Raw genomic sequence first — 14,189 nt, forward strand, 5'->3', positions numbered from 1 at the left:
CAGGCAAGATGCCTGTTCCACAAGCAGATACAGGCAAGATGCCTGTTCCACAAGCAGATACAGGCAAGATGCCTGTTCCACAAGCAGATACAGGCAAGATGCCTGTTATACAAAATAGGAACTTAAAACCAGTCAAAGTTCCTAACTTTATAATTATTGGTTCTCAGCGGTGCGGGACGACTTCTCTGTATACTTATTTAGCTCAACACCCGCAAATTTTGACTCCGATTAAAAAGGAGATGGATTTTTTTTCGTGGCACTTTGACAGAGGGATTGATTGGTATTTGGCTCATTTTCCGCCCATGCTTCCGGGAGAGCAATTTGTAACTGGCGAAGCAAGTCCGAGCTATTTTGACTCTCGCGAAGCACCGGAACGTCTCTACAGCGCGTTTCCAGAGGCGAAACTGATTGTACTTTTGCGAAATCCGATCGATCGGGCGATTTCTCAATTTTACCGCTTGACTGACTTAAATTGGGAAGCGCGATCGCTCGATCGGGCAATTAGCGATGAAATTGAACGGTTGAATCAAAATCCAGAATACATCATCGGCGAAGAACCGGGGAATTATTTAGCTCGCGGTAGGTACATAGAATTTATTAAAAACTGGCGGGCTTTCTTTCCCCCTGAACAGTTGCTAATTTTGAAAAGCGAAGATTTTTATGCAGGTGCGGCGACAACAGTCAAGCAAGTTTTAGAATTCTTAGATTTGCCGGAATATCAATTGTCTGAATACCAAAATGCTAATCCTGGTTCTTACCAGCGGGTAAATGAATCGGTTCGCGACAGGTTGAGCGATTATTTTCGACCTTACAATCAGGAATTAGAGGAATATTTGGGGAGGCAGTTTGATTGGGAATAAAGTTGAGCTAAGATTAGAACAACTTCTAAGGAGGTAATACCAATGCTGACGTTCGAGCTAGATACGCTACTTAAGGAACAAGCACTCCAACGCCAAGATCCTGAAGATCGCTACATTACCGATAGCGCCAACTGGGAACAATACGAGACACTGCTGAATCGGATTGGAGATGCGGCAGGATATCGAGTTACTTATTTAGATGGAGTTTTGGAAATTATGTCACCTTCTCGCCGCCATGAAAGTAGAAAAACTCGCATTGGAGATCTGCTGCTTATTTATTTTGTAGAAGCTGACATCGAATATTTTCCTTTTGGGTCTACAACTCTGCGACAACAGGAAAAAAGTGGCGGTACGGAACCGGATGAAGCTTACTGTATTGGCACAGATAAAGAATTTCCCGATTTGGTAATTGAAGTGATTGTTACCAGTGGCAGCATCAATAAACTAGAACTGTATAGAAGGTTGAATGTGCGAGAGGTTTGGTTCTGGCGAAATGACCGATTTTCTATCTACCATTTGCGAGAAGAAATTCCGGTTGAATTCGTGTCCAACTGCGGTTATGAATTAATCACACAAAGCGAATTGCTACCGGGAATTGATATCGATATGTTGAGAGAATGTGTAAAAAATCCTCACCCGTTAGCAGCAGCAAAGGAATGGAGACAGAATTGCCGACCTACTTAAACAGCAAGTTTTAAATCTGCTAGCTGTCGCAAAGACAATGAATTGAACTCGCGCGCGCCGCGAGATTGATTCGGACTATGATTCAAACTATCGTCGCAAAGACTTTAATGAACTGAGCTCGCGCGCGCGCAAGTCCGAGAAAAAAACTCGCCTCCCCTTGACAACTCATACTCGTTATGAGTACGCTAAAGTCAGCAAAGGAATTTAACCCAACTACTCAAGGATTCAAAATCATGCTGACGAACCAAGAAGGTCAAAGAGTACCCAAAGTCACCTTTCGCACTCGCAAAGACAACGAGTGGGTCGATGTCACCACCGATGATATATTTGCAGGCAAAACCGTAGCAGTGTTCTCGCTACCGGGAGCTTTTACTCCCACTTGTTCGTCAACGCACCTCCCCGGTTACAACGAATTGGCGAAAGTGTTCAAAGAAAATGGCGTAGATGAAATCGTTTGTATTTCCGTCAACGACGCTTTTGTGATGAACGAATGGGCTAAAGACCAAGAATCAGACAATGTGACGTTAATTCCCGACGGTAACGGCGAATTTACTCAAGGCATGGGAATGCTGGTAGACAAAACAGACTTAGGATTTGGCAAGCGGTCTTGGCGTTATTCCATGCTGGTAAAAGATGGCGTGGTTGACAAAATGTTTATTGAGCCCGAGGAACCGGGAGACCCTTTCAAAGTGTCCGATGCCGAGACGATGCTCAACTACATCAACTCCGCAGCAGCGAAGCCGAAGGTAGTTTCGCTGTTTACAAAAATGGGCTGTCCCTTCTGCGCTAAGGCGAAGGCAATGCTGAGTCAAAATGGCTTGGATTATGAAGAAATCGTCTTGGGCCGGGATGTCACAACCCGATCGCTCCGGGCTATGACTGGGGCTACAACTGTGCCGCAAGTATTTATCGACGGCAAGCTGATCGGTGGTTCCGAAGACCTAGAGTCTTATTTGGCTGTTGCTTAGTTAAACACAAATACTTAACCTGCGGGTGCGAAGTGCGCGCCTGACTCGTTGTAGGGTTTGCAGTGCGCGTCTTTGCCCTATTTGGCGGTATTTAGCCCGATCGAGCTTTCGGGTCAAAAGTTCGATCGCTGTATCGATCCATTCTCGTGCAACAATTACTGGGGAAGTAATATTAAAAACGCAAAAAATGGGAGTGAACGATCGTGGATTTGAGTTTAGTAGCGTCAAATATCTTAAATCCCCCAATATTGGCTTTTTTCCTGGGAATGCTGGCAATTTTTCTCAAATCTGATTTAGAAATTCCAGCGCCCATCCCCAAACTGTTTTCGCTGTACCTGCTGTTCGCGATCGGATTTAAAGGCGGCGTCGAACTATCCAAAAGCGGAATTGACCAGCAAATCGCCCTGACAATTTTTGCAGCGATGCTGATGTCAATCTTAGTACCAATTTATACTTTTTTCATACTGAGGATCAAACTCGACTCCTACAATGCCGCGGCGATCGCAGCCACCTACGGTTCCATCAGCGCCGTCACATTTATCACCGCAACCTCCTTCCTCACAGCACAGGGGATCGAGTTTGACGGTTACATGGTAGCCGCGCTAGCATTAATGGAATCCCCGGCAATTATAGTCGGTCTCATTCTAGTCAGTGTATTTGGCGGGGAAGAAGGAAAACGCGAAATAGTTTGGCCAGAAGTGTTGCAAGAAGCATTCCTAAACAGTTCAGTTTTTCTGCTGATTGGCAGCCTAATTATGGGCATACTAACAGGAGAACACGGTTGGCAAGTTATGAGTCCGTTTACTCAAGACTTATTTTACGGAGTTTTGACTTTTTTCTTGCTAGACATGGGCCTGGTTGCGGCCAGCAGAATTAAAGATTTGCAAGAAGCAGGAGTTTTTCTGATCGGCTTTGCAATCCTAATTCCCCTACTCAACGCAGTAATTGCTTTGCTAATAGCCAAATTAATCGGACTGCCGCAGGGAGACACTTTGCTGTTTGCCGTATTGTGCGCGAGTGCTTCTTATATAGCAGTACCAGCAGCCATGCGCCTAACAGTTCCCGAAGCGAATCCAAGTCTTTACATTTCAACGGCCTTAGCAGTGACCTTTCCTTTTAATATCATTGTAGGCATTCCCCTGTATCTATACGGAATCAATATGTTTTGGAGGTGAGATAATGGAGTCAGTCAAAAGAGTAGAAATCATAGCCCACTCGGTGGAACTCGGCAAGATTTTAGACGGTTTAGACAAAGCCGGCATCCCCGGTTATTCGGTGATTCGTAATGTCGCAGGAAAAAGCACCAGGGATCACGTTTCCCGCAACTCATCAATGACAATGCTGGATAACGTTTATGTGCTGGCTTTTTGCGATCCGGCTCAAATATCTGCAGTTGCAGAAAACATTAGACCAGTTCTAAATAAGTTTGGCGGATCTTGTTTTATTTCGGATGCGGTGGAATTGCTAACTACTAAGTGCGTCGGGTAGTCATTAGTGATTAGTGATTGGTGATTGTACCAATTCGGAAAAGTAGAGCTACATATAGATTGTACGCCATATGTGTAGGGACACGGCAATGCCGTGTCCTTGCGCTTGTCTGCGACCTCAATCCTAGGCTGTCGCGGCACGAAGCCTAGGATTGAGAATGCCAATCCGTTTTTGCTTTTGGATAAGTTTTTTCTTATTACTTTAGCCTGAGTGAAAAAAGGCGATTTTTAAAATAAATTCTGTCTGTTATAGCAGTTTTACAATCATCAGTTATCAACCATCAGCCATTACCCAGCGGTTATTTCAGGATTAATAGCCCTTCCCCGCCGGGGCCGAATTCAGAATTCTTAAGAGATAGAAAAGAATCAGTTGTAAAAATCCGTTAGCGTGGTAAATTCTAAGCCACAACAGGCGATCCTCTTCGAGGGCTTCGCTAACGCCCGATCGACTAACGATATTTTCAATAGGAGTTTAAACATGGCTGCATTAAAAGTTGGCATCAACGGATTTGGTCGCATCGGACGGCTAGTCATGCGTGCCGGCATCAAAAACCCCAACATCGAATTTGTCGGCATTAACGACTTAGTTTCGCCTGACAACCTGGCTTATCTTTTCAAATACGACTCCACCCACGGCATTTACGACGGCGAAGTTGAAAGCAAACCAGACGGGATTGTCGTTGACGGACTATTTATCCCTTGCACAGCGATTAGAAATCCGGCAGAATTGCCTTGGGGTAAAACAAGTGCAGATTATGTTGTAGAATCTACTGGATTGTTTACGGATTTTGAAGGCGCATCAAAACACTTGACGGCAGGAGCAAAACGAGTAATACTTTCAGCACCGACAAAAGACCCCGAAAAAGTACCAACATATCTAGTAGGCGTCAACCACCACAAATTTGACACTGCAAAAGATACTGTTGTTTCTAATGCTAGCTGTACGACGAATTGTTTAGCGCCAATTGCCAAAGTGATCAACGATAACTTTGGTTTAGAAGAAGGTTTAATGACTACAGTTCACGCAATGACAGCTACTCAACCTACTGTAGACGGGCCCAGCCAAAAAGATTGGCGGGGAGGACGCGGTGCGGCTCAAAATATTATTCCATCTTCGACCGGTGCAGCAAAAGCTGTTACATTGGTACTGCCGGAATTGAAAGGAAAATTGACTGGAATGGCTTTGCGCGTGCCAACTCCAGACGTGTCTGTAGTTGACCTTACTTTCAAAACGGCGAAGGAAACTAGCTACAAAGAAATTTGCGAAGCCATGAAAAAAGCCTCGGAGGGCGAACTCAAAGGCATTCTCGGATATACTGAAGATGCGGTGGTTTCTACAGATTTTCAGGGCGACGCGCGATCGAGCATTTTCGATGCAGGTGCGGGAATTGAACTGAATTCTAAGTTTTTCAAAGTCGTTTCTTGGTACGACAACGAGTGGGGTTATTCTAGCCGCGTGATTGACTTGATGCTGTCGATGGCCGAGAAAGACGGAATTTTGGGCAAGTAATACAGTCATCCCCTCGATCGCTGGTTGAAACCGCTACTACACATAATACAAAGTCCGCCTCGGCGGACTAAGAAACCAGGGATATTTCACCCAGATTTGATATAAATTTCTGTGTTTTTGTGGAACGGGCATCTTGCCCGTTCCTGATAATGTTATCTGATATGAGTTAAACTATTTTTGTTTCCGATCGAATCGCGCTCATGTCTGAATTACCACCGCTGAATAACGAAACTATTTGGGCTATCCTCAACGAAGAAATGGACGATGCTGCTGTCAACCGGTTAGTTTGGCAGTATCTGGGCTACCGCTGCGATGCCGAGACTGGCGAGTGGAACAGTGCAGGTGTTGCAGCCGAGTGGCGCGAAGAGTACCCGGAACCGCCGGATTTTATCGATTCTAGGCCGGCGACGGTAAAATTGACTCGATCGATTCCTCCAGAAAACAAGCAGTTGCTGAAGGAAAAATTGGGGTTTAAAGGCTATAAAATTGGGGGATTTGGGCCGAGACAGACTCGCAGGGCGACGATTGCTAATTGGTTGATGGGTTTTATGCAAGCTGAAAATTAGGACTGGAAAAAGCTTGACAGTATTCTCCTTATCTGTATTGTGTTCAAATCGCAATTCCTGACATTCGGCCATCTCTGGACTATTCTAGAGTCTGCACGAACTAACTGTGAGGAAAAATTTATGAAAACAACCACCATATCTCGCTTAACCAGCATTTCCCTCGCTGCGCTAATGCTAGCAGGCGTTTGTGTAAGTGCGATCGCCACACCAGCCACCACCCAATCCGCAACCCAACTCGCCCAAGCGACTGCCAAAAAGCGCCTCGTCGTCATGGACTTCGACTACGGCACCACCAACAGCTATTACACTTCCTACAGGGGAGTCGGCGCAGCCAAAGGCATCAGCGAACTGTTAATCAACGAACTCGTCAACAACGGCACTTATACAGTAGTCGATCGCAGCAAACTCGAACAAGTGCTCAAGCAGCAAAATCGCAGCGGTGCGATGGATGCCGGCACAGCAACCGAAATTGGCAAACAATTAGGAGTTGACGCCGTACTCATCGGCACCATTACCCGGTTTAATATCGACAAACAATCCGGCGGCGGCAGTTTCATGGGAATCGGCGGCGGTTCGCAAAAAACCAAAGCTACGGTTCAAATAGACGTGCGGTTAATTGGTACAGCTTCAGGAGATATTCTTGCCACAGCCAAAGCAGTAGGAGAAGCAGATCAAAGCGATTCTAATATTTCCGTTATGGGTATTGGCGGCAATTCCGGCAGTAGCAATGAAGATTCACTTTTGAGCTCGGCAGTTGATAAAGCCGTATCCCAAATGGTGACTAAACTTGCAGAAGTATCTAAGAAATTAGGTTAGAAATTTTGAAACCTTTTTAGATTTGAGATTTTGAATTATTAAATCCCAAATCTAAAATCTAAAATTAGGTCAGCTATTTTGCGGACGATTGTACCAGTTATATCAATTCCGGCTGCACCGGAATGATATATAGCAATCCTCGCATCAGTCGCAAAATCGAGCGAGGCCAGAATCCTTGCAGTGCGAGCCAGAAAGCTCGCGTATAATGCAAGCAAATCATTTAGGATTGCTATAGAGGAGACGGCAGTGCCTTTTCCCTCCAATCGATCGCGGTAGGGAAACGGCACTGCCGTCTCCTCCGTTTAGATCATTCCGATGCTAACGGAATTGATATTAATCTTAGTTTTGTTTAGGAATCTGCATTTTTTTTTATACTAAACTCGCTCAAATTTGCTCAACATACTCAAGCATTAACAATTTAATTAGCATTGGGATTTGAGTCAGAACCAACAACGCATTTCCCCTGTTGATTTGGGGTGGGAGTCGGGTTAGACGCTACCTTAGAAACGGCATCTTTTTCTTGAATCCATCCGATTTCCCCCGCTTGCAGCTTGACGATTTCTACTGCATCAACAGTTGGCTTAACTGCGGGGGAAGGCGAGGGAGTTGCCACAGGAGGAGATGAATTGAGTGCAGGTTTTGAAACAGTAGAAAAATCTTTATTTGACTGGGGTTTTGGAGAGTTCGATCGCACTATTTCAGGAATCGAGCAAACTTTCAATTCCAGCCAATTGCCTTGAGGCGTAAGCTGTTTTTTTGTCACCTGCAAAACGCTGCCGGCAGGGACTGTTCCTTTGACCGTCAACTCACCTATTGCGACTCGCAAATCCAAGCGATCGCCCTCTTTTTCCAATTCCCCAGCCGCAGAACTTTTAATCTCTATAAACGAGTCTTGTTCTAAGGATTTGACCGGAGAAGGTACAGATTCAACAGTTTTCTGCGGCGTACTTCCAGCATTAATTAAACCGCCTTTCCCGAAAATCGACTCCCCGGCAGTATCGATCGCCCGACCTACCGGAGGGATGAAAAAATAAGCAAATACACCCCCCAAACCTAATAAAAATACAATTTTCAGCAGCAGCGAAAATAGGCTTTTGCCTTTGTCCGGTGGCTGTACAAACTGCGTTTTGCCTTGAAAATCAGCATCGCCAAGGGCTGTGCTATCGGTCAAATCGGTTGGCGTATCCTCGCTGTCGGCAATTAGTTCGCTCGGCGGCACATCTAAAGGTGCAACAGACAATTCTGTAAAATTATTGCCGTTTTCCCTCAAATGTGCCTGACAGTGAATTAAAGCAACAGTGACGTTATCGTGACCGTTTCTAGTATTCGCAATTTCGATCAGCCGATCGCGCGCCTTCGCCACATTAATGCTACCGTCGAGAATTGGCAAAATCTCCGCTTCCCAACATTCCTCAACCCGGTCTTTATCGCTCAAACCGTCGGAACACAGCAGCAAAACGCAGTCCTCATCCACCGGAAAACGCTGCACAGTCGGGTGCAGAGTGTTGGAGGAAGTAATGCCCAAAGCTTGAATCAGAGCGCCGGCGGCCACTTGTTCCAAAGCATCCCGGTAGAGGGAGTAGCCCAAACGCACCTCGCGGCAAGCTACATCGTCGTCGAGAGTAACTTGATAGCAGCCGGTGCGGGTAATCCAGTAAGCCCGACTGTCTCCGACGTGGGCGACGTAGAGTTCGTGAATGTGGGCTAAAGCCATAACTACCGTAGTTCCCATCCGCTGGCGGCCTTGGCGGTGTTCGCTGTCGTTGCGACTGGCTATTTTGTCGTTAGCAGCACAAGCGGCCCGTTCCAGCTTGGAAGTCAGGCTCAGCGGGTCCCAATTAGCTTGATGCAGGGGCATTTGCTGCAACTTGTCGCGCAGCACAGCAATCGCTTCTTCCGAAGCGACTTCGCCGCCGTCTTGTCCGCCGATACCGTCGCAGACGATCGCGCAAGCTTCCGATCCCGGATTTCCTGCGAACACCGTACCGCTAGGCGGATAGCAAGCATCTTCGTTGTGAGCCCGGGCTCTGCCCACATCGGTGCCCGTGGCAATCTCAACGTGACGATCGTAAGATCGGCCGCACTTTGCCAGAGCTTTATCCAACTGGCCCATCAGTTGTTCGCCGTGGCGCACTTGACCGGCAACCATTTGCTGGCAAAGTTGCCTCAAAAAATTGGCAATCGCCGGGTGAGCATCTTCGAGCCACTGCTGCCACAATTTGCCCAACTGCGACAAATTAGGCGGTTTGCGATCTGGCTGCAATTCCAGAAACCGCACCAATTGCCCTTCCACCCGCAGCAGTTCTGGAGTCAGCAGCGTCGAAGCCACGCCCTGAGCGATACACGGCTGCCACAACTTGGCAATTTGCCACAGCCAATTGAGCTGGCGCATCGCCGCGGCTCCTTTCCAGGAGTCGGCCAATTCCGGCATTAAAGATTCCGTCACCTTCAAAATAGGCCCGTTTTCCAGCAGCCAGATATCTCCCGAGAGCTTGCTCGTCTGCGAGGATACCAGCCCGTATACTTGAGGTACGTGCAATTGATAGGCAAACAGTCTCAGATAAGGAGTGACAACACTCGGAATCTCTTCGGGCAGTTCCGGCAACTGTTCGGGTTGAGTATCGACAAGAAGTCGATCGCGCTTGACCAAGTAGCGACCAGCGATCAGATCGCCTGGCTTACACCCTTTGATCCCTTCACCTAAAGCCCATAAGTAGTGTTTTGCCACAGAGTTTTGCATAAGGGTTCCTGACGCCTTTGGGCAAGCGTGCCGATCTGAACTATTTTAGCGCTTGAACCTCGGCGGGTTGATACGTGGCGATTATTTGACACCCCCGCTTTCTGAACAGACGGGGATTTTTAAGACTTCGCAGTCCTAATATCCTGATTTTTCAGGTTCCTAGGCTCACTACGTTTGCACTCTTGTGTGCGTAGCGATATCTCCTGACAATATTTTAGGCGTGACTTTCCCCCAGTCTAGGGGTAGGTTTTAAAGTCTTGTACTGACACGAACAGTTTACCATTTTGTTGACGGCCGGATGAATCTTGCTATGAGCTTTCAGGGTTAGACGATCGCGCGACGCTGAAGTCCTCGGCTTGAAAGCACGCTGTTTTCAGCATATTCCTGATAGTGGCAATTTCCGAAGAAATCGCGATCGTCAAGTGAATTGAAATTTTAGACTAACTATAATGGTAGGATACTGGTACGTAGAAATCACCTGAGCCGGTAGGTATAAATAAATATCAATTCTCGGTTTTCTCGCGAAGGGTCATCTGTGCCTCGCGCCCTAGTTTCGCAAAAGAAGTTAAATTTAACCCTACCCAAAGACGGATACAAGCCCGCAGATTCATCTGTGGAGTCAATCTAAAATCTAAAATCTAACAATCTACTGACGGATGCCAGCCCCCGACAGGAGTCGCGGAGAGCAAAAAAAATTAGATATTAGTGCAAGTCCGCAGATTCATCTGTGGAGTCAATCTAAAATCTAAAATCTAAAATCTAAAATCTAAAATCTAAAATCTAAAATCGACTGACCGGCCTCTGCAAGCTGTTGAGTTTTTAACCATGCCCCCACATGAGTCAAGCGCCTTTCCTAAGAATTTGTCCGATCCGAAGCTGCTGCCTGGAGTTGAGGTAGACGAAATGCTGACTAGGATTAAGCATTCTCACGGTCATTACTACAAAATGATGAATATTGAGGTTTGGGCGCTGGTGGAAACCTTGGATGGCCTGTTTCCGGGCGCTTGGGGTCAGTTTATGACTAACCGCCAAATAGCAGTTAAACAGTTTTTGGAGCGCGATCGCGCTCCCAATTGGACGGTTGAGTCCAAGGATGCGGGAACAGACGTAGAAACTATCGGCAGTGAAGAAGAAGCATGAAGGAAGAAGGAAGAAGGAAGAAGGAAGATTTTCCCACTCTCCCCCTCTCCCCCTGTGCCGAAACCAAGCAATTTATATGTCTAGCAGCTTACAGGTGAATTTTGGCATCAACTTGAGGCAATCCCATGCTGTAGTTGACAGCGCGGCTGTTGAGGTTGTAGCTGATTTGGCCTTTTTGTAAAAGCGATCGCACCAAGTGTTCCAACTCCGAACCGATGCGGCGGAGGTTGTACTCGGTCAAATCTTCGCCCTCGTAAGCGTCTACGAGTTGGTCGAATTTGGCATATACCTGTTTGACTGACTCGTCGTTCCAGTTAAGTTCGTTATCTGGGTCAATGTCGATCGTCAAAAGGTCGTTGCTGGGGACGAGTTCGTTGTCTTCGAGGATGGCGGTGTATATGCGAATATGGCGGGTTGTTGACTTAAGCTGCATGAGTTCTTATGTGTAAAGATTTTTTGCTGAATTAATTGTAATGGCTGGGAGATGCGCGGGGAGGGCGGGCGATCGTCAATTTCTCGGAATCCCGAAATATTTTAGTTGTTCGGCCGTCCAATTTTTGTAATACTCAGTTTTCTCTAAAGCATCGGAAGCTGGCTTCAGCTTAGAATTTACTTGAACGGTGAAGCCCGGATACGGCATCCTCCTAGTATGAAGCCCGTCAATATTAAAATCTTCCTCTGGATGAGTGTGAAAAGCCAGCAAGCCCAACTCTGAAATCCGATCGTTCAGTTTGTCTATCAATTCTTTAGTTTCTGGCGCACTAATTGCAGTTTTTTGAGGATTAATTACTACCATTATTTCAAATTCCGAATTGTAAAATTCATAAATTGATTGCATTATGCCAGAATCGCGATCGAACTCAGTTAGCGCTGAAAAACGCTCGATTTTGAATAAAATTTGATTGGCCAAGCGTGCTTGTTTAGTGAAGGGACAAATCGGTAAATCGCTGAAAACTGGATGCGGTAACTCGACAAACTCCGTCATCCATCTGAGGGTAGATTCTATAATTTCTTTGTCCGATTCATTCATCTAAAATTTATGTATTTGATATTTCACACTAATCATACTCTATTTTTAGGGCGAGGCACACCCCACCATTCGTATCAATTTAAGACAGAAACCCATAATAAATGTCACTTCTATCGAAGTCTCGATCCCCCTAAATCCCCCTTAAGAAGCAGGGTGGATTAATTGTCATCCTAGAAATAGGTACGTAATTGGGCTTTAGCCCTCTTTAGACGTATATATAAAGAGGGCTAAAGCCCAACTACGTACCTTTATTAATATAACACTTGCGTCCCAGACGCGAGCTTTGAGCGGTGCTTTCTGTCGTTTCAGATTTCTTCTCCCCACAATAAAACCACCCTGCTAAATCCCCCTTAAGAAGGGGGACTTTGAGTGCTTCCGGTTCCCTCCTTTTTTAAGGAGGGCTAGGGGGTATCTCGGGGTCAATAAAACACGCCCTACTCCTGCCATTTCTAAGGACTCAATTCGTTACTACAAAGATTAATTCATTCGTGAATTGTGCCATCAGGCATAATTGCACCTGTGAGTGTTGCCTTGTCCAGATTTGCTCCACCCATATTTGCTCCTTTCATGTTAGCTTTCTCTAAGTTGGCACCACTAAAATTTGCCCCATATGTTTGTGCATTTTTCAGATTCGCTCCACTCAAGTCTGCCACAGTCAGGTTAGCATGGTTTAAATTTGCCTGTATCAGGTTTGCTTCTGTGAGGTTGGCCGCCGTTAAGTTGGCAACACTCAAATTTGCTTCGCTTAACTTGGTTTTAATCAAATTAGCTTGCTGGAGTTTTGCACCGATCAAATTTGCCTTAGTTAGATTGGCACCACTCAAGTTAGCTTGACTCAAGTTAGCTTCACTCAATTGTGCACCATTCAGGTTTGTTGATGTGAGGTTTGCTCCTTGCAGATTTGCCACACTCAAGTTTACTTGACTCAAGTCAAAACCAGCTAGGTTTGCTTTTTGCAGTGAAGCACTAGGAGCAATTAAGTAAGCACCTGCATTAACAGGATTAAACCTTTTGGGGAAGGTAGTCCTTGCGTTGTAAAGTGCTTGTTGAAGTTTTGCTCCCTCAAGGTTCGCCCCTTCAAGGTTGGTCTCGAATAGGTTAGTCTTAATTAGGTTTGCATTACTCAAATCAGCCTCCCTCAATTCTAATTTACTCAAATTTAACCCACTTAAATTTGCTTTGCTGAGATTTACCATCCTCAAGTTTGTCTCCGGGTATAAATTAACACCGCTGAGATCTAAGCCACTCAGATTAGCTTCACTTAGGTTTGCATAATAGAGACGGACTTCACTTAAATTGGCATTGATAAATTTTGTTTTCCTTAAGTTTGCTGAGTTTAGATTTGCCTTATGAAGGTTTGCATGACATAAATTTGCCTCACTCAGGTTAGCACCATGTAAGTTTGTTCCAGAAAGTTCTGCACCGCTGAGATTAGCGCTACTCAAGTTAACCTGACTCAGGGATTTTCCGCTTAGATTTACTCCCGCTAAGTTAATCCCTGTAAAGTCGCGTTCTCCCTCTTGATAGCGTTGCAAAAATTCCTCAGCACTAATAGCTGGTTCTAGATTTTCTAGTGCAGAATCATCTATTCTTTCCTCTTCCTTAGATTCCACAGTATCGGCATTCACAGGAGTAGCCATCGGCTGTTCTGCCACTTTGCTAGATACCGCCTCTTCGCGCAATAACCGATCCACCCGATCGCTAAACCGCCTCAAAACCTCAGCATCATCAACTTTCTCACCAACATCCGCGCTTTTCTCAACCGCATTCTCAACATAATACTTATCTACAAAACTTTGCAACCCAGCATTATATCCCTGTCCTACGGCCTGAAACCTCCATTCGCCATTCTTCTTATACAACCGTCCAAATTCTAAAGCCGTTTCTTGGGAAAATATCTGATTTAAATTGTACCGAACCAATTCGCTAAGGGTTTCTCGGTTGTAAAGCCTGATAAAAGCATTTGTAACTTGACTAAAACTTTGATTTTTTTGCTGTCCCTCGTGAAGAGTCACAACAAACACTATTTCCTGAATCGCCGAATTGATTTTACTCAAATCCAGATAAACCGTCTCATCATCTCCCTCAATTTGTCCATTCCTGCTGTCTCCTGAGTGCCGCACCGAACCGTCCGGCGAGGTCAGATTGTTGTAAAATACAAAATACTTTTCCTCGGGAATGCGACCATCTGCCGCTAACATAAAAACTGATGCGTCAATGTCGCAGTTTTGTGCTGTCTGGCTGACTTGCCAACCCAGGGCGATCGCCAATTTTGAGAAATTAGGAACTTCCTGAGAAACATTGAATCTTTCACCCTTAGTTAATTCGATACTCATGTGCGATAATTCCCTTACCTCAGAAATAGTCAAAAGTCAAGCCAAGCGTCAC

The 14,189-nt window shown here is 45.7% G+C and carries 14 protein-coding genes; 9 read left to right on the plus strand and 5 right to left on the minus strand.

Going from position 1 to position 14,189, the window contains the following annotated elements:
* From QUA56_RS10565 to QUA56_RS10600, 8 genes are all read left to right on the plus strand, one after another.
* On the plus strand, nt 1-860 hold an 860-nt coding region (locus QUA56_RS10565), incomplete at its 5' end, for a sulfotransferase (protein WP_333356856.1).
* A gap of 42 nt (nt 861-902) precedes the next feature.
* Nucleotides 903-1,544 (plus strand): Uma2 family endonuclease, encoded by a 642-nt coding sequence (locus QUA56_RS10570; RefSeq protein ID WP_333356859.1) that lies wholly within the window; start codon nt 903-905, stop codon nt 1,542-1,544.
* 233 nt (nt 1,545-1,777) lie between these two features.
* A complete protein-coding gene (locus QUA56_RS10575; protein WP_333356862.1) occupies nt 1,778-2,512 on the plus strand; it encodes a glutathione peroxidase in 735 nt (244 codons plus the stop codon).
* A gap of 203 nt (nt 2,513-2,715) precedes the next feature.
* On the plus strand, nt 2,716-3,687 hold the full coding sequence (locus QUA56_RS10580; protein WP_333356865.1) for a sodium-dependent bicarbonate transport family permease: 972 nt from the start codon (nt 2,716-2,718) through the stop codon (nt 3,685-3,687).
* 4 nt (nt 3,688-3,691) lie between these two features.
* Nucleotides 3,692-4,000, plus strand: a complete 309-nt coding sequence (locus tag QUA56_RS10585; protein ID WP_333356867.1) for a P-II family nitrogen regulator — start codon at nt 3,692-3,694, stop codon at nt 3,998-4,000.
* Nucleotides 4,001-4,477: 477 nt separating this feature from the next.
* Nucleotides 4,478-5,509 (plus strand): type I glyceraldehyde-3-phosphate dehydrogenase, encoded by a 1,032-nt coding sequence (gene gap / locus QUA56_RS10590; RefSeq protein WP_333356870.1) that lies wholly within the window; start codon nt 4,478-4,480, stop codon nt 5,507-5,509.
* Between the two features lie 200 nt (nt 5,510-5,709).
* Nucleotides 5,710-6,075: a DUF1823 family protein gene (locus tag QUA56_RS10595; protein ID WP_333356873.1), complete on the plus strand. Its 366-nt coding sequence runs from the start codon at nt 5,710-5,712 to the stop codon at nt 6,073-6,075.
* Nucleotides 6,076-6,195: 120 nt separating this feature from the next.
* Complete coding sequence (locus QUA56_RS10600) at nt 6,196-6,891, plus strand: CsgG/HfaB family protein (protein ID WP_333356876.1); 696 nt, start codon at nt 6,196-6,198, stop codon at nt 6,889-6,891.
* A 38-nt stretch (nt 6,892-6,929) separates the two neighbouring features.
* Here QUA56_RS10600 and QUA56_RS10605 read toward each other — a convergent pair whose 3' ends face one another.
* Entirely contained in the window at nt 6,930-7,178 is a 249-nt protein-coding gene (locus QUA56_RS10605; RefSeq protein WP_333356878.1) for a hypothetical protein, read from the minus strand.
* 131 nt (nt 7,179-7,309) lie between these two features.
* Nucleotides 7,310-9,631, minus strand: coding sequence for a protein phosphatase 2C domain-containing protein (locus tag QUA56_RS10610; RefSeq protein ID WP_333356881.1), 2,322 nt, complete (start codon nt 9,629-9,631; stop codon nt 7,310-7,312).
* 825 nt (nt 9,632-10,456) lie between these two features.
* Between QUA56_RS10610 and QUA56_RS10615 the strand changes: the two genes are divergently transcribed.
* Nucleotides 10,457-10,771, plus strand: a complete 315-nt coding sequence (locus tag QUA56_RS10615; protein ID WP_333356883.1) for a hypothetical protein — start codon at nt 10,457-10,459, stop codon at nt 10,769-10,771.
* 88 nt (nt 10,772-10,859) lie between these two features.
* On the opposite strand, the gene QUA56_RS10620 is transcribed toward QUA56_RS10615, so the two are convergent.
* From QUA56_RS10620 to QUA56_RS10630, 3 genes are all read right to left on the minus strand, one after another.
* A complete protein-coding gene (locus tag QUA56_RS10620) occupies nt 10,860-11,204 on the minus strand; it encodes an NAD(P)H-quinone oxidoreductase subunit M (protein WP_333356885.1) in 345 nt (114 codons plus the stop codon).
* 75 nt (nt 11,205-11,279) lie between these two features.
* On the minus strand, nt 11,280-11,801 hold the full coding sequence (locus tag QUA56_RS10625) for a hypothetical protein (RefSeq protein WP_333356887.1): 522 nt from the start codon (nt 11,799-11,801) through the stop codon (nt 11,280-11,282).
* A 482-nt stretch (nt 11,802-12,283) separates the two neighbouring features.
* Nucleotides 12,284-14,137 (minus strand): pentapeptide repeat-containing protein, encoded by a 1,854-nt coding sequence (locus QUA56_RS10630; protein ID WP_333356891.1) that lies wholly within the window; start codon nt 14,135-14,137, stop codon nt 12,284-12,286.
* Nucleotides 14,138-14,189: the final 52 nt, after the last annotated feature.

It is taken from the genome of Microcoleus sp. N3A4, assembly GCF_036701805.1.
GTDB lineage: Bacteria > Cyanobacteriota > Cyanobacteriia > Cyanobacteriales > Microcoleaceae > Microcoleus.